Annotated in this window: 20 protein-coding genes and 1 riboswitch; of the genes, 3 read left to right on the top strand and 17 right to left on the bottom strand. The window is 70.8% G+C overall.

The window, feature by feature from the left end; translation table 11 throughout:
- The coding region (locus VGH85_07735) for an FAD-dependent oxidoreductase (protein ID HEY2173690.1) at positions 1-536 on the bottom strand (536 nt) is incomplete at its 3' end.
- A gap of 179 nt (positions 537-715) precedes the next feature.
- On the opposite strand from VGH85_07735, the gene galT reads away from it, so the two are divergent.
- A complete protein-coding gene (gene galT, locus VGH85_07730) occupies positions 716-1801 on the top strand; it encodes a galactose-1-phosphate uridylyltransferase (GenBank protein ID HEY2173689.1) in 1086 nt (361 codons plus the stop codon).
- Between the two features lie 99 nt (positions 1802-1900).
- The gene (locus tag VGH85_07725; GenBank protein HEY2173688.1) at positions 1901-2809 is read left to right on the top strand and encodes a hypothetical protein; all 909 of its coding nucleotides are present in this window, start codon (positions 1901-1903) and stop codon (positions 2807-2809) included.
- On the opposite strand, the gene VGH85_07720 is transcribed toward VGH85_07725, so the two are convergent.
- The 16 genes from VGH85_07720 to VGH85_07645 form a co-directional block, all read right to left on the bottom strand.
- Positions 2790-4046 (bottom strand): MFS transporter, encoded by a 1257-nt coding sequence (locus VGH85_07720; GenBank protein ID HEY2173687.1) that lies wholly within the window; start codon positions 4044-4046, stop codon positions 2790-2792. The two genes, VGH85_07725 and VGH85_07720, sit on opposite strands and share 20 nt — an antisense overlap.
- 85 nt (positions 4047-4131) lie before the next feature.
- Positions 4132-4578: a MarR family transcriptional regulator gene (locus VGH85_07715; GenBank protein HEY2173686.1), complete on the bottom strand. Its 447-nt coding sequence runs from the start codon at positions 4576-4578 to the stop codon at positions 4132-4134.
- Positions 4579-4738: 160 nt separating this feature from the next.
- A complete protein-coding gene (gene groL, locus VGH85_07710; GenBank protein HEY2173685.1) occupies positions 4739-6367 on the bottom strand; it encodes a chaperonin GroEL in 1629 nt (542 codons plus the stop codon).
- Positions 6368-6505: 138 nt separating this feature from the next.
- Complete coding sequence (locus VGH85_07705) at positions 6506-7483, bottom strand: metallophosphoesterase (protein ID HEY2173684.1); 978 nt, start codon at positions 7481-7483, stop codon at positions 6506-6508.
- A 25-nt stretch (positions 7484-7508) separates the two neighbouring features.
- Complete coding sequence (locus VGH85_07700; protein ID HEY2173683.1) at positions 7509-7712, bottom strand: cold-shock protein; 204 nt, start codon at positions 7710-7712, stop codon at positions 7509-7511.
- Positions 7713-7870: 158 nt separating this feature from the next.
- The gene (locus VGH85_07695; protein HEY2173682.1) at positions 7871-9121 is read right to left on the bottom strand and encodes an MFS transporter; all 1251 of its coding nucleotides are present in this window, start codon (positions 9119-9121) and stop codon (positions 7871-7873) included.
- On the bottom strand, positions 9121-9729 hold the full coding sequence (locus VGH85_07690; GenBank protein ID HEY2173681.1) for a helix-turn-helix domain-containing protein: 609 nt from the start codon (positions 9727-9729) through the stop codon (positions 9121-9123). Before VGH85_07690 ends, VGH85_07695 begins: the two co-directional genes overlap by 1 nt.
- Positions 9730-9868: 139 nt before the next feature.
- Positions 9869-10855, bottom strand: a complete 987-nt coding sequence (locus tag VGH85_07685; GenBank protein ID HEY2173680.1) for a hypothetical protein — start codon at positions 10853-10855, stop codon at positions 9869-9871.
- A gap of 41 nt (positions 10856-10896) precedes the next feature.
- Entirely contained in the window at positions 10897-12165 is a 1269-nt protein-coding gene (thrC, locus tag VGH85_07680; protein HEY2173679.1) for a threonine synthase, read from the bottom strand.
- A 14-nt stretch (positions 12166-12179) separates the two neighbouring features.
- Positions 12180-12323: riboswitch (SAM riboswitch) on the bottom strand.
- 76 nt (positions 12324-12399) lie between these two features.
- Positions 12400-12813 carry a YccF domain-containing protein gene (locus VGH85_07675; protein HEY2173678.1) on the bottom strand — a complete coding sequence of 138 codons (414 nt, stop codon included), beginning with the start codon at positions 12811-12813 and terminating at the stop codon, positions 12400-12402.
- Positions 12814-12890: 77 nt separating this feature from the next.
- A complete protein-coding gene (locus VGH85_07670; protein HEY2173677.1) occupies positions 12891-13802 on the bottom strand; it encodes a LytR C-terminal domain-containing protein in 912 nt (303 codons plus the stop codon).
- Between the two features lie 30 nt (positions 13803-13832).
- Complete coding sequence (locus VGH85_07665) at positions 13833-14129, bottom strand: DUF3263 domain-containing protein (protein HEY2173676.1); 297 nt, start codon at positions 14127-14129, stop codon at positions 13833-13835.
- A 103-nt stretch (positions 14130-14232) separates the two neighbouring features.
- A complete protein-coding gene (locus tag VGH85_07660) occupies positions 14233-15474 on the bottom strand; it encodes a Glu/Leu/Phe/Val dehydrogenase (GenBank protein ID HEY2173675.1) in 1242 nt (413 codons plus the stop codon).
- Between the two features lie 94 nt (positions 15475-15568).
- Complete coding sequence (locus VGH85_07655; protein HEY2173674.1) at positions 15569-16042, bottom strand: hypothetical protein; 474 nt, start codon at positions 16040-16042, stop codon at positions 15569-15571.
- A gap of 41 nt (positions 16043-16083) precedes the next feature.
- Positions 16084-16800: an NAD-dependent epimerase/dehydratase family protein gene (locus VGH85_07650; protein HEY2173673.1), complete on the bottom strand. Its 717-nt coding sequence runs from the start codon at positions 16798-16800 to the stop codon at positions 16084-16086.
- Positions 16801-16821: 21 nt separating this feature from the next.
- On the bottom strand, positions 16822-17742 hold the full coding sequence (locus tag VGH85_07645; GenBank protein HEY2173672.1) for a 1,4-dihydroxy-2-naphthoyl-CoA synthase: 921 nt from the start codon (positions 17740-17742) through the stop codon (positions 16822-16824).
- Between the two features lie 458 nt (positions 17743-18200).
- On the opposite strand from VGH85_07645, the gene VGH85_07640 reads away from it, so the two are divergent.
- Positions 18201-19365 (top strand): acyltransferase (locus VGH85_07640; GenBank protein ID HEY2173671.1); only part of this gene is annotated, 1165 nt, incomplete at its 3' end.

Here is a 19365-nt window from a genome sequence, read left to right as displayed (position 1 = left end):
GCGCCGTAGTGCAGCGCGGTCCGCACCGCCGTCATGGTGTGGCGGGCGTCGTCCACCTCGGCGTCCCAGTAGCGGATCGCCCCGACGAGTGCGTCGGCCCGCAGCGACGGGAAGATCTCGCGGGCCCGGCGGCGGGTCAGCTGCTGGTGGCGCGGAACGCCGCGGGTGGCGCCGAAGGCGAGACCGAGCGCGTCGTAGAGCGCCACGCCGGCGCCGTAATAGCCGCGCTGCCAGAGGTGGTGGGTCAGTGGCAGCAGGAAGGGAACCGGCCGGACCAGGTGCGGGGCGATGGTGCCGACCAGCAGCGCACGTTCCTTGAGGGCCTCTCGGACCAGGGCGACGTTGAACTGCTCGAGGTAACGCAACCCGCCGTGAATCAGCTTGCTGGAGCGGCTCGACGTCCCCGACGCCCAGTCGCGGGCCTCGACCAGCGCGACCGACAGCCCGCGGGTCGCCGCATCGACGGCGATGCCGGCACCGGTGACGCCGCCGCCGATCACCAGGACGTCGACGGGTTCGGCGCGCAGCCTTTCCACGTCCCGGCGGCGCTGCGCAGGGTCGAGGCGCGCCGGGTCGGGGGTCTGGTGCCGCGACGCCTGGTCAGCCACCGCCGCCCCTCCTTCACCGTCCCGGGCGGGCCGCGCAAACGCCGGATGCGGCCGCGACCCTCTGCCGAGGCTAACGTGCACCCGTACACCAGGCCGAAGGAGTGTCCGTGGCAGTCCACACCACGTCGATCCGGCTCGCCGACGGTCGGGAGCTGATCTATTTCGACGAGCACGCCGGGGTCGACCGCAGCGCGCCCGATCAGCGTGACCTTCCGCAGACGGCCACGTTGTCGCAGATCCGGTGGGATCCGCTGCTCGACGACTGGGTGGTGATCGCGTCACACCGGCAGAGCCGGACCTTCCTGCCGCCGGCCGACGAGTGCCCGCTGGACCCGTCGCGCAACGGCCGGCACACCGAGATCCCGGCCTCGGACTATGACGTCGTCGTCTTCGAGAACCGCTTCCCGTCGCTCGCCGTCGGGGCGGGCGGGGCCACGATCGACGACGGGCTCTTCGCGGCCGGGCCGGGCCAGGGCCGGTGCGAGGTGGTGTGCTTCACCAGCGACCACAACTCGGCGTTCTCCCAGTTGTCGACCGAGCGCGCGGAGACGGTCATCGAGGCGTGGGTGAACCGCACCGAGTACCTGTCCGCTGTGGACGGTGTCGCGCAGGTCTTCCCGTTCGAAAACCGCGGCGAGGAGATCGGGGTCACCCTGGCCCACCCGCACGGGCAGATCTACGCCTACCCGTTCGTGCCACCGCCGGTACGCCGCACGCTCGACAGCGCCCGGCGGCACCGCGAGGAACACGGCGGTTGCCTCTTCTGTGCGGTACTGGACAGTGAACGGGAGGCCGGCGTCCGCGTCGTCGCCGAGGGTGAGCACTGGACGGCGTTCGTGCCGTTCGCGGCGCGGTGGCCCTACGAGGTGCACCTCTACGCGCGCCGCCACACCCCCGACCTGCCGTCGCTGACCGCAGCGGAACGCAGCGACCTGGCCCGCGTCTACCTTGACGTGCTCCGCCGCTTCGACGCCCTCTTCGACACGCCCACCCCCTACATCTCGGCCTGGATGCAGGCGCCGGTGCACGAGGACCGCGACCTCGCCCACCTGCACGCACGTGTCTTCACCATCCGTCGGGCGCCGGGAAAGCTGAAGTACCTGGCGGGTAGCGAGTCGGGCATGGGCGTGTTCATCAACGACATCGCTCCCGAGCAGGCCGCGGCCCGGCTGCGCGGCGAGGAGACCGGCTGAGGGAACCGTGGCGTTCGTCACGATCCGGTGGTCTCGGGAGTGGGGCCCGTGGTAGTGGCCGTTGGTCGGGGTAGGACGATGGTTCGAGCGCGCCCACCGATGACCGACGACCCGATGGAAGCGATGAGCGACAACTCCCGGACAACGCAGGAGACGCGGGACCCGCAGGAGGCCGAGCAGGCGACCGAGAAGCCACGGATCGAGCTCAACCTCGGTCGGCTCGCCGCCGGAGCCCTCGCCGCCGTCACAGCGGCGGCACTGTGTTCGCGGCTGGGCGTCGCGGGCACCCTGGTCGGCACCGGCGTGATCAGCCTCGTCAGCGGCGCCGCCAGCGTCATCTACCAGCGCTCTCTCGAGCGGACCCGCACCGTCGTCTCGACCACCCGGCAGAAGATCACCGACAACGGACTGTCGATGACCCGCGTACTCCGCGTCGATCACAGTCCGGCGGACGACCCGACGGGAACGGCGGACCAGCCCACCGAGCAGTTCGCGGTGACCAGCGAGGAACCCGATACCGAGCCCGAGCAGACCGGTCCGCGCGGTGTGTGGGCGAGCCTGCGCAGCTATCTGCACTCGCCGCGCCGCCGGTGGGTCATCGCCGGCGCGGGCGCCCTGCTGACGTTCGTGGTCGCGCTCGGCGCGGTGGCCGGGCTGGAACTGCTGCGCGGTGAGTCGCTCTCCGGCCAGGCACACGGCACGACCGTCGGGGCGATCTTTGGTGGTGGCGGCGCCTCCAACAACCAGCCGGCGCCCGCGCATCCGGCCCCGACCACGTCGTCGAGCACCACGCCGTCGCCGTCCGGGCCGGGCACGCCGTCGCACTCGCACTCGCCGGTGCCGAACTCTCCGGCGCCGACGACGACCACGTCGCCGACGCAGACGCCGTCGTCCTCCCCGACGCCGACCCCGTCGGGTCAGGCTCCCCCGACCACCGCGCCGTCGCCGACCGGGTCGGCGCCGGGCGCGCCGGCGCCGACTCCGACCGTCACGCCGTCGACTCGCTGAGCCCGACGACCTCGTCCGGGGCGATCGCCAGCTCCGCCCGGCGGCGGATCCGGCGCACCATTGCGGCTCCGATCAGCGCGGCCACGAAACAGGCGAGCGCACCGAGGACCAGGCCCCACCGGGGACCCAGGTGCTGGGCGACAGCGCCGGCGATCGGGCCCCCGATCGGCGTGGAGCCCAGGAACGCGACCGCCCACAGCGCGATCACCCGGCCGCGCATCTCCGGCGCGGCGGTGAGCTGCAGGGTGCTGTTGCTCTTCGAGAGGAACGTGACGCTCGCCGCGCCGACCAGCGCGATGGCCAGCAACTCGGTGGGGAGGTTGGGGGCGAGCGCGGCCAGCGCGAGTACCCCGCCGAAGACGGTCGCCGACATGACGAGCGACCGGAGGCCGGTGCGCCCGTTGCCGGCGGCGTAGAGCCCGCCGATCACCGCGCCGGCGCCCATCGCGGCCGTCATGAACCCGTAGGCCTGCGCCCCGCCGTGGAAGGTGTCCTTGGCGACGAGCGGGAGCACGACCTGGAATTCGTAGGCCAGGCAGCCGATCAGGCCCATCATCAGCAGCGGTACGCCGAGCTCCGGGGTGCGCCGGACGTAGGCGAACCCCTCGCGGAGCTGTCCCTTGGCCCGCTCGGTGCGCTTCGACGGCTGCAGCGCGGACACGTCCATGGTGATCAGGGAGAGGACGACCGCGGCGAAGCTGACGGCGTTCAGCAGGAAGCAGATCCCCAGGCCGCCGGTGGCGATCAGGATGCCCGCGACGGCGGGCCCGATCGCGCGGGCGGCGTTGGCGAGCACCGAGTTGAGCGTGACGGCGTTGCGCAGGTCGTCCGGCCCGACCATCTCGAGGACGAAGGACTGGCGGGACGGGTTCTCGAAGGTGTTGTTCAGGCCGAGCAGCAGGGCCAGCAGGTAGACCTCCCACAGCACGACCGTGTGGGTCACGGTGAGCACGCCGAGGACCAGGGCGAGCACGCCCATCATCGACTGCAGCCCGATCATCAGATGCCGCTTGTTGACCCGGTCGGCGACGACGCCGCCGTACGGGCCGAGCAACAGCACCGGCAGCGTCTGCAACCCGACGACCAGCCCCAGCGCGGTGCCGGAGTGGGTCAGCTGCAGGACCAGCCACGCCTGCGCAACGCTCTGCATCCACGTCCCGATGAGCGAGATCGCCTGACCGGTGAAGTACCGGCGGTAGTTCGCGACGGACAGGGCCGAAAACGTGCGGCGGCTCATGGCGAGGACGTGACTCACAGATTCCTTTCCGGTCGCGGCGCGAAGGTCCCTTCGTGTCGTGGCGCGAAGTCGATGTGGCGGCGGCTCAGCGGTCGGTCAGCTCGTGGGAGAGCGCTTCCAGTGCCGGGAGTGCAGCGAGAACGGAGTCGGCGAGATCGTCGGGCAACCGGTCCAGTCCGTCGGTGAGCGCACGGGTGCGCTCGGCCCGGATCTGGTCCTGCAGCTCTCGACCGGCCGGGGTGACCTCGACCTGGGCGGCCCGCCGATCCTGCGGGTCGGGCAGCCGGGTCACCAGCCCGGCATCGTCGAGCTTCCCGACGACCCGGGAGAGCATGGTCGGGTTGAGGTTCTCCCGCTCGGCCAGGTCGGCGGGCCGCACCGGGCCCTGCCGGGCGACCGAGCCGAGCACGGTGCGTTGAGTCGGGGTCAGGCCGGCTCCGGCGACGGTGGCGTTGAGCCCCCGCGCGAGCCGGCCGATGCTCACCCGCAGCCGGGTCGCGGTGTCGGCGTCGAGTTCGGTGGTGGGCGTCATGTCACTTCCGACGATAGACCGTTACTTGCCTGCTAGCAAGCAACAACCATCTCGGCGGACGATCTGTTCCCGGCCCGGGACGCGCGAAGGGCGGCTTCCCGGAGGAAGCCGCCCTTCGACGGGTACTGCTCCGGACGCGAGGTCCGGGTGTGGCTATGGACTAGAAGTCCATGTCACCGCCGCCGGGAGGACCACCGGCGGGGGCCTTGTCCTTCTCCGGCTTGTCCGCCACGACCGCCTCGGTCGTGAGGAACAGGGCGGCGATGGACGCGGCGTTCTGCAGCGCCGAGCGCACGACCTTGGTCGGGTCGGGCACACCGGCAGCCAGCATGTCGACGTACTCGCCGGTGGCGGCGTTGAGACCGTGGCCGACCTTCAGGCCGCGGACCTTCTCCACCACGACGCCGCCTTCGAGGCCGGCGTTGACGGCGATCTGCTTGAGCGGCGCCTCCAGGGCGATCCGGACGATCTGCGCCCCGGTGCCCTCGTCACCCTCGAGGTCGAGCTTGCCGAAGGCCTTCTGTCCGGCCTGCAGCAGGGCGACGCCACCACCGGCGACGATGCCCTCCTCGACCGAGGCCTTCGCCGCGCGAACGGCGTCCTCGATGCGGTGCTTGCGCTCCTTGAGCTCGACCTCGGTCGCGGCACCGACCTTGATGACCGCAACGCCGCCGGCCAGCTTGGCCAGCCGCTCCTGCAGCTTCTCGCGGTCGTAGTCGGAGTCGCTCTTCTCGATCTCGGCGCGGATCTGGTTGACCCGGCCCTGGATCTGCTCCGAGTCGCCGGCGCCCTCGACGATCGTCGTCTCGTCCTTGGTGACGACGACCTTGCGGGCGCGACCGAGCAGGTCGACCGAGGCGTTCTCCAGCTTCAGGCCGACGTCCTCGCTGATGACCTGGCCACCGGTGAGGATGGCCATGTCGGCGAGCATCGCCTTGCGGCGGTCGCCGAAGCCGGGCGCCTTGACGGCGACGGACTTGAACGTGCCGCGGATCTTGTTGACGACCAGGGTCGCGAGAGCCTCGCCCTCGACGTCCTCGGAGATGATCGCCAGCGGCTTGCCGGACTGCATGATCTTCTCCAGCAGCGGCAGCAGGTCCTTCACCGAGGAGATCTTGCCCTCGACGATGAGCACGTAGGGGTCGTCGAGGACGGCCTCCATGCGCTCGGCGTCGGTGGCGAAGTAGGGCGAGATGTAGCCCTTGTCGAAGCGCATGCCCTCGGTGAGCTCGAGTTCGAGCCCGAAGGTGTTGCTCTCCTCGACGGTGATGACGCCTTCCTTGCCCACCTTGTCCATGGCCTCGGCGATGATCTCGCCGACGCTGGTGTCGCCACCGGCGGACACGGATGCGGTGGAGGCGATCTGCTCCTTGGTCTCGACGTCCTTCGACGCCTTCGCGAGCTGCTCGACGACCAGCTCCACGGCCTTCTCGATGCCGCGCTTCAGAGCCATCGGGTTGGCGCCCGCGGCGACGTTGCGCAGACCCTCACGAACCAGGGCCTGAGCCAGAACCGTCGCCGTCGTGGTGCCGTCGCCGGCGACGTCGTCGGTCTTCTTGGCGACTTCCTTGACCAGCTCGGCGCCGATCTTCTCGTATGACTCGTCGAGCTCGATCTCCTTGGCGATGCTCACACCATCGTTGGTGATGGTGGGGGCACCCCACTTCTTCTCGAGCACGACGTTGCGGCCCTTGGGGCCCAGCGTCACCTTGACGGCGTCGGCGAGGGTATTCATGCCCCGCTCGAGACCGCGGCGCGCCTCCTCGTCAAACGCGATCATTTTGGCCATTCGGTACTTGCCTCCGATGGGTGGTCGACAATGTGGCCGGACCCGATGCCCGCGACGGACGGCCCCCAACTCAGACGGGGAGCCTCACCGCCCGGCCTGGCACTCACCGATAGTGAGTGCCAGCTACAGGTCTAGCACTCACCCCTGGAGAGTGCAAGCGCCGGGGGCCCCGGCGAGAAGCTCGAGCACGGTCACCTCAGGCACCACGCCGAGCCGCCAGGGCACCAGCGAGGTGCCGATCCCCGGACAGACGTAGAGCGGGCGGACTTGATCCGGTGCCCCCTCGCCCGGGCGGGGCGGGACGTCGGGGACGACCGGGCCGACGGGGACTGCGACGTCGTAGCCGCCCCGGACGAAACGGTTGCCGGTGAACGGCGAGATCTCATAAACGGGTCGGCCGAAGAGGCTCACCTGCCCGGCATGGGTATGCCCGGCGAACGTGAGCGCCACCCACGGGGGTACGTCGAGTACGCAGTCCGGGTTGTGGCTCAGCAGCAGCGTCGGGCTGTCCTCGGGTACGCCGGACAGCGCCGCGGCGACGTCCGGGCGGCGCTCCCACAGATCGCCGACGCCGGCCAGCCAGACGTCCCGTCCGCGCAGCCGCACCGTGGTCGCGGACTCCTCGAGGACAGTGAACCCGGCGCGTTCGAGCGCGGCCCGCACCCGGTGCCCGCCGGCGTACCAGTCGTGGTTACCCAGCACCGCGGCGTGCGGCGCCACCGCGAGGATCGGCGCGAGCGCGTCCGCGACGGCGTACGGATCGAGGTGCTCGCCGCCGCGTACGTCGGCGAAGTAGTCGCCGAGCAGCAGGACGAGGTCGGGGCGCAACCGGGTGATCCGCGCGGCGACCCGGCCGACCTGGGCGAGATCCACCCCGGGTGAGCCGGCGTGCAGGTCGGAGACGACGGCGACCCGCACACCGGAAAGCGCCTGCGGCCAGCGGGGCAGGGAGAGGGTGACCTCGCGGGTGCGCAGCCGGCGCGGCTCGAGCAGCCGTCCTTCGAGGACCACGCCGGCGAGCAGGCCGGCGACGGTGAGGCGGAGCCATCGCGGCCGGTGCCCGAACAGCGTTCGACCCGGCCCCGCGGATGCGGAGCCGGGTCGGACGTCGGTCATGTCTTTGACGCTGACCAGGCCGGCGTCAGCCGACCACGCGGACCTGGTCCGCCTGCGGGCCCTTGTTGCCCTGGGCAACCTCGAACTCCACCCGCTGGCCCTCGTCGAGGGACCGGTAGCCGTCCATGGCGATCGACGAGTAGTGGACGAAGACGTCCTGTCCCCCGTCGACGGCGATGAAGCCGTAGCCCTTCTCGGCGTTGAACCATTTGACCGTGCCCTCTGCCACGTGCACTCCCACATCCGTGCGGTCAGGCCCCGCACCTCACGAGACCCGGGTCCTCGTCACCCGTCCCGCACTACTGACTCGCCGGTGCCGGCGCGCTTCTTCGCACACGAACGCTAACTTCAGACCGCCGGGGACACTACACAAGAGCAGGGCGCAAATCACCCCTCCCCACCCGACGTCGCCAGCGGTTCGGCCAGTTCGGGGTCGACCGGCTGCGGCGCCGGCCCGGATCGCGCGGCCCGACCGCGGCTCGCCAGCCATACGCCGCTGGCCAGCACGACCGCCACCATGATCGCGAGCATCAGGCGGAAGTCGACGACCGCGATGAGCCCGGCGCCCACCCCGATCGACACGGTCTGCGGGGTGCTGACGAGTACGTCGACGGCGGAGAAGGTCCGGCCCTGCAGGTCATTGGGCGTCAGGCGCTGCAAGCAGGTGAAGAGTCCGACAATGAGCCACGGCACGCCCGCACCCAGGACCGCCATCCCGGGAAGGACGACACCGACCAGCGGAACGGTGAGCAGCGCGGATCCGGCGGCGAAGAGGACGAGCCCGCCCGCGGCGACCAGGGTCTCGCCGTACCGTTGCACCGCCTTCCCGGCTGTCAGCCCACCCGCGATCGCGCCGACCCCCATGGCCGCCTCGAGCACCCCGACGAATGACGCCGAGCGGTGCAACCCCTGGTCGGCCACGGCGAAGACCAGCGTCTCGGTGAAACCCACCACCAGCAGGGCGATCCCCGTCGCCACGGTGATCTGGCGCAGCGGGAGGGTGCGCCACAGGTGTGCGACGCCGGCGGTGATCTCGGCCCGCCAGTGCGCGTCGGTGCGGTGCGGCTTCGGCTCGACGACGCGCACGATCAGGAATCCGGTCGCGACGACGACGAAGGTCGCCGCGTCGAGGATGGCGACCGCGCCGCCGCCGAGCCAGGCGAACAGCCCGGCCCCCGCCACCGGGGCGATCAGCCGCATGCCCTCACGGACCGTCTGCAACAGGCCGTTCACCGACGCGAGCTGGTCGTCGTCGGGAACCATCGTGCGCAGCAGGGCGGATCGGGCCGAGGCGGTGACCGTGCCGGCCAGGCCGTAGCCGAAGATCACGATATAGATGATCCACAGCTGGTCGCGGCTGTGCACCAACAGCAACAGCAGGACCGCGGCGGCCAGCGAGAGTTCGCAGATGATCATCAGCGGCCGGCGGCGTACCCGGTCGACGAGCATGCCGGACAGCGGCGAGAACAGGGTCGGTATGCCGAAGAAGAAGAACACGATCCCGGCGGCGGCGTTGCTGCCGGTGAGCTGCTTGGCCCAGATGCCCATCGCCAGCCACAGCGCCTGGTCGCCGAACATCGAGACCGCCTCGGCGCCGATGATGACGCGCAGGTCGCGGCGCGCCAGCACCGAACCCATCAGGATTCCCGGGACGGTGAGCTCGGGAAGCCGATCGCGACGAGCGAGACCGGAAGCGCGTTCTTGGGGAAGCTCTCCGGATGCTCATAGCGCTCGGCGTACGGCTCGATCAGCGCATTGACCTGGTGACCGAGCTTGTCGAGTTCGGCGGAGGTGATCATCACCGACGCGTGGGTCTCGAACGACGCGGTGCGCCAGGTCTTCGGGTAGCTGGCCTTGGTCGAATACCAGTCCTGAAGACGGTCCATCTGCAGTTCGTTGAGCACCCGGCCGAGCGCCTGGGCCGCGGCCTTCCCCTCGATGTCGAGTTCTTCCTCCTTGATCGACGTCCCTCCGGGCACCGCGCGCCACGGTCGCTGCCGTCCGTGGCCGCCGCCGGCCTCCTCGGCGTAGCCGTACTTCGCCAGCGTGCGCAGGTGGAAGGAGCAGTTCGCCGGGCTCTCGCCGAGGAGATCGGCGGCCTCGGTGGCGGTCATGGGACCGCGCTGCACGAGCAACTCGAGGAGCCGGAGCCGCAGCGGATGGGCCAGCGCGCGCAGTGCGCGGGGATCGGTGGTGTTGCTCCGCCGATCGCCCGATCGACGCCGGTTGTGGGGTTGGGAAGGCATGTTTCGAAACTAAGACTTCGAAAGAAGCATTGTCAATGGCTTTGGCCAAAACCCACTAGTAGTGGGTTTTGATCCGCGACACGCCGTATTCGATGACCAAAACCCACTAGTAGTGGGTTTTGGGCGAGGGGGTCGGGGGTCAGGGGCGGTCGAGGGCGGCGAACAGGGCGCCGGTGGTCGTGCCGTCCCGGCGACCGCGCAGCTCGGCGTAGGTGATCACGAAGAATGCCGAGCTGACGACCGCGCCCGGCAGGGTGAGCACCGCCGACAGCAGCTGCGCACCCAGCGAGCTCTGGTGGTCGATCCCGAAGATCGCCCGGACGATCAGCTGGACCAGCTCGCTGTAGGCGAGCAGCACGAGCAGCCCCATGGCGCACCGCCCGAACACCGCCCAGAACCGGCCGCGCACCAGCTCGAAGCAGCGACCGACGCCCCGGCGTTCGAACGCGACCACGCCGAGCACGGTCGGGACGAGCACCACCGCCAGGTAGACCCCCGGCACGATGAAGAGCAGCGCCCCCACGGCCACCATCACGGTGACCAGGAGGTTCCAGCCGATCAGGGGCAGCATCCGCCGTACGGCGAACCGCGCCGCCGAGCCGAGGTCGGGCGGCCGGCCGGCGGCCTGCGCCACGATCAGCCACAGCGACGCGAGTTGTACGACGGCACCCAGCACGAACACGACCACGGCGAACAGCACCAGGGTGAGCGCCAGCCGGCCCGGGTGGCTGACCGTGACCGTGCCCGTGTCATTGCCCAAGCCCCCGACGACCCCGTTGTCGACGGTGATCCCGGACGTCCGGGCGACGACGTAGCCGAGTACGGCGACCGGGACGGCCAGCACCAGCTGCAGCAGGATGATGCGTCGCCAGCTCCGGACGAACGCGTCGACGATCCGCGCGGTCCAGCTGCTGAAGTCGTGCGGCACCAGCGGGTCGTCCGGCGGCGGGCCCGGCGGGCCCCAGCCCCACGGCGGCGGACCCCAGGACGGCGGCGGCCCCTGTGGCGGCGGACCCTGCGGCGGGGGACCTTCCGGCGGCTCTTCCCCGGGCGGCGGACCGACCCACGGCGAACCCTCCGGAGGCGGTCGCATCGGCGGCGGCGGCTCGTACGGCGGTGTCGGCATGGTTCGCCAGACACTACCGACCGGTGCCGCCGCGCCCCTGCTCAGCCGAGCAGGCCGGCCTCCGCGACCGCCGACATGGTCGGCCGGATCGTGACCGACGGACGCGCCGTGCCGGCGACGGCGTCGAGCGTCTTCAGCCCGTCGCCGGTGTTGTAGATGACGGTCTCCGCGGCCGGATCGAGCTGCCCCGACTCGAGCAGCCGCTTCAGCACCGCGACGACGACGCCGCCCGCAGTTTCGGCGAAGATCCCGGTGGTGCGGGCGAGCAGCGTGATCCCGTCGCGGATCTCGTCGTCACCGACATGGGCCATCGCTCCCCCGGTGCGCCGTGCCACGTCCAGGGCGTAGGGCCCGTCCGCCGGGTTGCCGATGTTCAGCGACTTCGCGATTCCGGTCGGCCGCACCGGGCGTACGACGTCGTGCCCGTCGGCGAAGGCGGTCGCGATGGGGGCACAGCCGGAGGACTGGGCGCCGAACATCCGCCAGGCCGACGAGTCGACCAGGCCGATCTCGGCCAGCTCGCCGAACGCCTTGTCGATCTTCGTGAACTGCGAGCCGGAGGCCATCGGGACGACGACCTGTTCGGGGATCCGCCAGCCGAGCTGCTCGGCGACCTCGAAGCCGAGCGTCTTGGACCCCTCGGCGTAGTAGGGCCGGACGTTCTGGTTGACGAAAGCGGTGTCCTCGAACTCGTCGGTCTCGGCCAGCTCGGAGGTGAGCCGGTTGACGTCGTCGTAGGAGCCCTCGACGGCGACCAGGGTGCCGCCGTAGACCGCGGTCTGCACGACCTTGCCCGGCTCGAGGTCGGCCGGGATGAAGACGATCGAGCGCAGCCCGGCGCGGGCGGCGTGGGCCGCGACCGAGTTGGCGAGATTGCCCGTCGACGCGCAGGCGATGCGGGTCAGGCCCAGGGCGCGGCCCGCGGTCGCGGCCATGGACACGACCCGGTCCTTGAACGAGTGGGTGGGGTTGGCCGAGTCGTCCTTGACCCACAGCGCCTTCATGCCGAGCTCGCGGGCAAGGTTGTCGGCCCGGACGAGCGGGGTGAACCCGGGGTCGAGGCTGACCCGCGAGGCGGGGTCCGCTCCGACCGGGAGCAGCGGTGCGTAGCGCCAGATGTTCTCCGGACCCGCCTCGATGTCCTCGCGGGTGACGGCCTTCAGCGCCGCCTCGTCGTAGCCGACCTCGAGCGGGCCGAAGCACTCGATGCAGGCGTGCATCGGGCCCAACGGGACGGTCGCGCCGCAGTTGCGGCAGCGCAGACAGGACGCCGGAGATTCGGGGGTGTCGGTGGAGCTGACGGTGCTCATGCGCGAGGCCTCTCTCCTCATCTTTCCCCCACGACGTGCGGGGGACGGACTTGGCACCTGTCGCGGCTCGGGCCGGCGGGTGGACACCCGCATACGAGGATCACGCGATGGTTGCCGGGGCTTCGTCGGGCCGTTCCCTCTGCCCCTCTGGATGAGCTGTGCAGTATTCGGTTGTGTCGGCGAGTCTAGTCGAGCGGTCCCGATACCCCGAGACGAGGTCGGATCAGGCTCTGCTCACCGGGCGTAGGCGCCTGCGGAGACGAATACCCGCGGGTCGTCTGACGGGACGATCTCCCGGCCGAGCGGTGTCAGCGAGACCGGGATGAGCTTGAAATTGGCCAGCCCGAGCGGGATTCCGATGATGGTCAGGCACAGCGCGATGCCGGAGACCAGATGGGCGATCGCCAGCCAGATGCCGGCGAAGATGCACCAGATCACGTTGCCGACGGCCGAGCCGACGCCGGCGTCCGGCCGCCGGACCACGACACTCCCGAACGGCCAGAGCGCGAAGACGCCGATACGCGCCGCGGCAATCCCGAACGGGATCGTGATGATGAGGATGAAACAGATCAGCGCGGCGGCGAAGTAGGCCAGCGCCAGCCAGAAGCCGGCCAGCACCAGCCACAACACGTTCAGGATCAGTCGCATGACGTCCACCCCCGCCTGCACCGAGTGTAACCGCGGGAGTCAGGGCACCGAGTGGACTTCGCTGCGGCCCCTAGTGACTAGGACGTGGTCCAGTCCGGGGCCAGGACCACCGTCAGGCCGTTGCCCGCCGGCAGCGCGGGCGAGCGCGGCGCGACCTGGGCGATCTCGGGGAACTGCCTGGCCAGCGCCCGGGCGGCGCGTTGCGCCGCGGCGTCGCCGTCGCGGTAGAAGACCGTCGTCGCCGCCAGCCGACCGGTGTAGTTGGCGACCTGGTCGACGGACCACCCGTGCGCCTTGAAGTCCTGTGCGGCGGTGCGCGCCAGGCCGGTGACGGTCGTGTTGTTGAGCACGGTGAGCGGGACCCTGGCCGGAGCGGGCACGGCTGCCTTCGTCGGGGCGGGTGCACTGCGCCGGGCGTGCTTCGGGGCCGCGGCGTGGGTCCCCCCTGCCGTCCGGGCAGCGGCCTTGGCGGCGGGGTGGCCGGCGGCGGTCGTCCGGGTCGAGTGGGCATTGCGGCCGACGAGGGCGACGGCGACCACGGCGAGGACGACGACCGCGATCACTCCGGCAGCCGTCCCGACCAGCCGGCGCCGACTTTCCGGCGTGGCCCGCGGGGTCGGCGTGGCCCGCGGGGACGGCGGGACCGGGCCGCCACCGCCCACCGTGTCGGCATCGTCGGCCGGGTCGGCGCCGTCCGGCTCTCCCTCATGGGCCAGGTCGTCGAAGACGAGGCGGCGCGGCGACCCACCGGCGGGGCCGGCGGGCCGGGGCGGTCCCGATGCTGGCCCGGATGAGGGCTTCGATGTGGACGCGGATGTGGACGCGGATGTGGACGCGGACGAGGACGTGGGAACGGGCCGGGCGGCTGCGGTGGGTGCGGCAGGGTCGACCGGCGGGGCCTGCGGATCGTCGGCAAGGTCGTCGAAGAAGAGCCGCCGGGCAGCGCCGGGCCGCCCGGACGAACCGGGACCCGCCGAGTCGTCACTCACGACCTGCTCCTTCCCCGCCGGCCGGTCGGCTCAGACGTCGATGCCGAGCCGCCTTGCCGAGCGGGCACGCTGCCTGCTCGAGCGCAGCCGCCGGAGTCGCTTGACCAGCATCGGGTCGGCGGCCAGCGCCTCGGGCGCGTCGATCAGGGTGTTGAGCACCTGGTAGTAGCGGGTCGCCGACATGTCGAACAGGTCGCGGATCGCCTGCTCCTTCGCGCCGGCGTACTTCCACCACTGGCGTTCGAAGGCGAGGATCTCGCGGTCCCGCCTGGAGAGGCCGTCGTCGGCGTCGGGCTGAGCCGAACTCAGCGCTTCGGCAGCGTCCATGTCGCCCCCTCGAAGCAATCGGTGGTCGAGGCCACATTACCTGGTGAATCACACAGATGTGATTCGCGACATCCCTCGATCGCCGGCCGAGCGTACCGAGCGCTCACGGATAGAGCCCGCGGGTCCGGTGGGCGTCGGCCACCCGGCCCACCCCGATCATCTGCGCCGCCGTACGCATTGACACCTTCCGCTCGGCCGCGAGCGAGGAGACGTCGGCGTACGAACGCTCGATGAGCACCTTGAGGCGGTCGTTGACCTCGTCCTCGCTCCAGAAGTAGGCCTGCAGATCCTGCACCCACTCGAAGTAGGACACCGCCACCCCACCGGCGTTGGCCAGGATATCGGGGACGACGAACACGCCGAGGTCGCTCAGGATCGCGTCGGCATCGGGGGTCGTCGGGCCGTTTGCGGCCTCCACGACGAATCGTGCCTTGACCTGGTCGGCGTTGCCGTCGTGCAGCACGCCTTCGAGCGCGGCCGGCACCAGGAGATCGACGTCGAGCGCGAGTAGCTCGGCATTGGTGATCGTGTCGGTGCCGGGAAAGCCCACCACGCTGTCCGCCCCGGAGCGCAGGTGCCGCACCAGGCTGATCGGGTCGAGGCCGCCGGGGTCGTAGGCGCCGCCGCCGAGGTCGGAGACGGCCACGACGGTGCACCCGGCGTCGTGCAGGAGTTGGGCGGCCAGGCCACCCACCTTGCCGAATCCCTGCACGGCCACGGTGACGTCCTGCGGATCGATTCCGGCGTCGCGCAATGCGCAGAATGCGGAGAACATCACCCCGCGGCTGGTGGCCCCACCCCGTCCCTGGGAGCCGCCAACCGGGGTCGGCTTGCCCGTGACCACACCGGTGACGGTGTATCCGGAGTGCGTGGAGTAGGTATCCATGAACCACGCCATGGTCTGCTCATCGGTCCCGACGTCGGGCGCCGGGATGTCCTTCTCCGGGCCGACGACCGGCATGATCTCCGAGGCGTAGCGCCGGGTGACCCGCTCGAGCTCGTTGCGGGACAGTGCCTTCGGGTCGACCGCCACGCCACCCTTCGCGCCGCCGTAGGGGATGCCGATGAGGGCACATTTCCAGGTCATCCACATCGCGAGGGCGCGCATCTCGTCGAGGTCGGCGTCGGGGTGGAAGCGCACCCCGCCCTTGGCCGGCCCGCGCGACAGGTTGTGCTGGACGCGGTAACCGTGCAGCACCTCGACCCGGCCGTCGTCCCGGCGCAGCGGTACGGCGACCGACACCTCCCGGCGCGGGGTCCGCAGCAGCTCGTGGAAGCCGTCATCGAGGCCGAGCTGAGCCACCGCCTCGGCAAGCTGGTACTGGGCGGAATCCCACGCGGACATGCGTGCAGGCAAGGTCGCTCCCAGCGATCACCCCCGTGATCGTCGGTGACCTCGGGGTCGCCCCCGGAGCCTACCGACCCCGAGGGCCCACTGCTCAGTGCCTGACCGTGACCTTGTCGGAGATGAACGGCCGCCCGACCTGGCAGTAGCTCGCCACGTTCTTGCCGATATGGCCCTTGACGGTCACCGGCACCGAACCGTCGAGCGGCCCACGGGAGACCCCGCCCGTCATCGTCTTGGCGCCCGGACCGACGAGCTGGAAGGACTGCCCACTGGCGGTGCGCAGGACGATGCAGCTGGGCTGCGCGCCCCGGGTCAGGGTGCCGTCGAGGGAAACGGTGGGCCCGTTCTGTTGCGGCCCCGGCAACGGCACCCGGCCCGGCGGCCGCTTGGTGGGTGGGGCGCTGGTGGGCCCGGACGACGGGCTCGACGACGCGCTCGGCGACGGGCTCGAGGAGGAGGACCCCGCGGCGCCGGACTGGCCGGACCGGTGCGTTCCGCAGCCGGCCAGGAGCACCGTGCACGTCGCGGCGGTACCGAGGGCGAAGAGGCGCAGGAAGGGACGCATACCCCTCCGACGGGCGGTCCGGCGCATCGGTTCCGTCCGAGTCAGCCCGCCGTCCAGGAGTCGTCGGCCGGCCGGTAGCCGAGGGTCACGCAGGTCTCGGTGAGGTCGAGGGAGCGATACCGGTTCGCCGAGATGCCGTGGGCCACGAAGTACCGGAAACCCTCGGCCTCCACGGCCGACCGCACCAGTTCGGCGCAGTCCCGCGGGCTCAGCCAGCCGGCCTTGTCCCGGGTGGTGACGTCGGCACCGGTCGGTGGCCGGTCGGCGAAGTAACCGAGCCGCAGTACGACGACCGAGGTCGGCGTACTCGCCGCGATCCACGAGCCGAGCGCCTCGCTCCATGCCTTCGTGGCGCCGTACAGGTTCTCCGGCCGGACCCGGTCCCCGACCCGAACCTGCGTGTCGAGGGGATAGCCGGCCACCGCCTGGCCGCTGCCGGCCATGACCAGCCGGTGCACACCGGCGTCGGCGGCAGCGGCGGCGACGTTGTGGGCGCCCACGACGTTGGCCGGCAGCAGGTCCGCCCACCCGGCCCGCGGGTCGGGTACGGCGGCCAGGTGCACGACGGCGGCGGCGCCGGCGAACGCCGCCCGGCACGCGTCCAGGTCGGTGATGTCGAGCACGTCGTCACACCCGGGCCGGCGGTCGTTGCGGCGCAGGTCCCAGTCGCGCGGGAGGAACGGGGTGATCGCGGTTCCGATCTTGCCGCCCGCTCCGGTCATGACCACCCGGCGAGGGGTGGCTTCGGCGTCGGTCATGGGTCCATACCGTAGGGGTCGTCAGAAGTACCACGGATACGGCGACCAGTCCGGCGGCCGCTTCTCCAGGAACGCGTCGCGTCCCTCGCCCGCCTCGTCCGTCATGTACGCCAGCCGGGTCGCCTCGCCCGCGAAGACCTGCTGCCCGACGAGGCCGTCGTCGATCAGGTTGAAGGCGTATTTCAGCATCCGCTGCGCGGTCGGGCTCTTGGCTGTGATCTCGGCCGCCCACTCCAGCGCCGTGCGCTCGAGGTCGGCGTGCGCGACCACCGCGTTGACCATCCCCATCCGGTGGGCGGTGTCCGCGTCATAGGTCCGACCGAGGAAGAAGATCTCCCGGGCCACCTTCTGGCCGACCTGCCGGGCGAGGTACGCCGACCCGAATCCCCCGTCGAAGCTGGCGACGTCGGCGTCGGTCTGCTTGAAGCGCGCGTGCTCGCGGCTGGCGAGGGTCAGGTCGCAGACGACGTGCAGGCTGTGCCCGCCGCCGACGGCCCACCCGGGCACGACGGCGATGACGATCTTGGGCATGATGCGGATCAGACGCTGCACCTCGAGAATGTGCAGCCGGCCGAGGCTGGTCGGCTCGGCTCCATCGGCTGTGGCACCGGTGATGGCGTCGCCCCCCTCGCCGGCGTACTGGTAACCGGACCGGCCCCGGATCCGCTGGTCGCCGCCGGAGCAGAACGCCCAGCCGCCGTCCTTCTCCGACGGTCCGTTCCCGGTGAGCAGGACGCACCCGACGTCCGGGCTCATCCGGGCGTGGTCGAGGGCGCGGGCGAGCTCGTCCACGGTTTTCGGCCGGAATGCGTTACGCACCTCGGGCCGGTTGAAGGCGATGCGTACCGCCCCGGGCCCGACGGCGCGGTGATAGGTGATGTCGGTGAAGGTGAAGCCCTCCACCGGCGACCACGCGTCGGGGTCGAACAGCTCCGAGACCATCCTCACTCCTCCGCTTCGGCGCAGGGCGAGGATATCGGCGTAGCGCCGCCGGGCCGCTCCCCGGCTCCCCACGAACGGTCAGCCGCTACTTACCGATCTGCCGTGTTATGGATCCGCCGACCCTTGTCGCAATTACGCCAATTAGTCGGCCGGCAGAAGTGACCAGTGCGACAGTACAACGGTTGTAACGCCTATTTCCGTATTAGCCCGCGGCCGCCGCATCATTCCGGTATGAAAGTTAATTGGACGTTGATGCGAGTTGGTAAGGGGTGGGCGCACGGGTCGGGTGTTGCTACGGGGGGCTTCGGGGGATGCTACTACGAGGTGGGTCGACTGACGCGCGGAATCGGGCCCCTGGGGAGGCATCGCCCAGGCGGGGTAGCGGCAAGCGCTACTACCCGGCGCTCGACGGAATAAGAGCTTTAGCTGTTCTTGCCGTCCTCTTTTATCACGCAGATATGCCGTGGATGCCGGGTGGATTTCTCGGCGTCGACATTTTCTTCGTGGTCAGCGGCTATCTGATCACCGGGCAATTGTGGGGACGTTCGGCGGCCAAGGGACGCGTGGATTTCGCGGAATTCTGGCTGGGCCGGGCGCGCCGCCTGCTCCCGGCTCTCTGGACGATGATCGCGGGCGCGTCGGCCGCGATGCTCGTCTTCGGCCGGGACCAGCTCGCGTCGTTCGGTGGTGACGCGGTCAGCGCGCTGACCTACACGTCGAACTGGTGGTACGTCTTCCACCAGCGATCGTATTTCGTCGCCGCCGGTCGCCCACCCGTGCTGCAGCACCTGTGGTCGCTCGCGGTCGAGGAGCAGTTCTACCTCGTGTGGCCGGTCGTGATCGGCGTCGTGACGATCCTCGTCACCCGCGTCGCGCACCGCCGGATCGTGCTGCTGGGGATCGCCCTGGTCCTCGGGAGCGCGTCGGCGATCGCGATGATCATCGGCGCGGTCACTGCGCACGCGCCGTTGGACGCCGACCCGTCAAGGCTGTACTTCGGCACCGACACCCACGGGTTCAGCCTCATGTGCGGGGCGCTCCTGGCGCTCAGCCGGGACGGTGACGGGCTGGGCGGTCCGCTGCCGGTGCTCCGCCGGGTGCGCCGGGAGCACAGCCGGCTGCTCGGCGTCTGCGGCCTGGTCGCTTTCGGCTCGCTGCTGGTCATCCTCTGGCGGGTCGACGAATTCAGCCCGGCGCTCTATCGCGGCGGGTTCGTCGGGATCGCCGTGCTCTCCGCGGTGATGGTGGCGGCCGCGACCCGCCGGACGCTCCTCGCGAGAATCCTGTCGGGCCGCCTGTTACGGGCGATCGGCGAACGCTCCTACGGCCTCTACCTGTGGCACTGGCCGGTGTTCTGCTTCACCCGGCCCTTCCTCGATCTGCAGATCGACGGCTGGCGGCTGCTCGCCCAACGACTGCTGATCACCTTCGTGGTCAACGAGTTGTGCTACCGGCTCATCGAACTCCCGGTACGCCGACGCGGGTTCCGGGCCGCGTTCCACTGGCGCACCACGGCGAATGGTCTTCCGCGGTCGACGGCGTCACTCCTCCGCCCGGCGACCGCCATGCCGGCGCTCGTGCTGATCTTCGTCGCGGGACTCGCGATCGTGCAGGACCCGATCG

Source organism: Mycobacteriales bacterium, assembly GCA_036497565.1.
GTDB lineage: Bacteria > Actinomycetota > Actinomycetes > Mycobacteriales > QHCD01 > DASXJE01.
The sequence above is the reverse complement of the archived record's forward strand: the minus strand, read 5'-3'. Positions and strand labels throughout refer to the sequence as shown.

What these genes read in the sequence shown, in the direction of transcription:
- VGH85_07725 (HEY2173688.1), top strand. Translation starts at nt 1,901, where the DNA reads ATGACCGACGACCCGATGGAAGCGATGAGCGACAACTCCCGGACAACG.
- VGH85_07720 (HEY2173687.1), bottom strand. Translation starts at nt 4,046, where the DNA reads ATGAGCCGCCGCACGTTTTCGGCCCTGTCCGTCGCGAACTACCGCCGG.
- VGH85_07715 (HEY2173686.1), bottom strand. Translation starts at nt 4,578, where the DNA reads ATGACGCCCACCACCGAACTCGACGCCGACACCGCGACCCGGCTGCGG.
- groL (HEY2173685.1), bottom strand. Translation starts at nt 6,367, where the DNA reads ATGGCCAAAATGATCGCGTTTGACGAGGAGGCGCGCCGCGGTCTCGAG.
- VGH85_07705 (HEY2173684.1), bottom strand. Translation starts at nt 7,483, where the DNA reads ATGACCGACGTCCGACCCGGCTCCGCATCCGCGGGGCCGGGTCGAACG.
- VGH85_07695 (HEY2173682.1), bottom strand. Translation starts at nt 9,121, where the DNA reads ATGGGTTCGGTGCTGGCGCGCCGCGACCTGCGCGTCATCATCGGCGCC.
- VGH85_07690 (HEY2173681.1), bottom strand. Translation starts at nt 9,729, where the DNA reads ATGCCTTCCCAACCCCACAACCGGCGTCGATCGGGCGATCGGCGGAGC.
- VGH85_07685 (HEY2173680.1), bottom strand. Translation starts at nt 10,855, where the DNA reads ATGCCGACACCGCCGTACGAGCCGCCGCCGCCGATGCGACCGCCTCCG.
- thrC (HEY2173679.1), bottom strand. Translation starts at nt 12,165, where the DNA reads ATGAGCACCGTCAGCTCCACCGACACCCCCGAATCTCCGGCGTCCTGT.
- VGH85_07675 (HEY2173678.1), bottom strand. Translation starts at nt 12,813, where the DNA reads ATGCGACTGATCCTGAACGTGTTGTGGCTGGTGCTGGCCGGCTTCTGG.
- VGH85_07665 (HEY2173676.1), bottom strand. Translation starts at nt 14,129, where the DNA reads ATGGACGCTGCCGAAGCGCTGAGTTCGGCTCAGCCCGACGCCGACGAC.
- VGH85_07660 (HEY2173675.1), bottom strand. Translation starts at nt 15,474, where the DNA reads ATGTCCGCGTGGGATTCCGCCCAGTACCAGCTTGCCGAGGCGGTGGCT.
- VGH85_07655 (HEY2173674.1), bottom strand. Translation starts at nt 16,042, where the DNA reads ATGCGTCCCTTCCTGCGCCTCTTCGCCCTCGGTACCGCCGCGACGTGC.
- VGH85_07650 (HEY2173673.1), bottom strand. Translation starts at nt 16,800, where the DNA reads ATGACCGACGCCGAAGCCACCCCTCGCCGGGTGGTCATGACCGGAGCG.
- VGH85_07645 (HEY2173672.1), bottom strand. Translation starts at nt 17,742, where the DNA reads ATGGTCTCGGAGCTGTTCGACCCCGACGCGTGGTCGCCGGTGGAGGGC.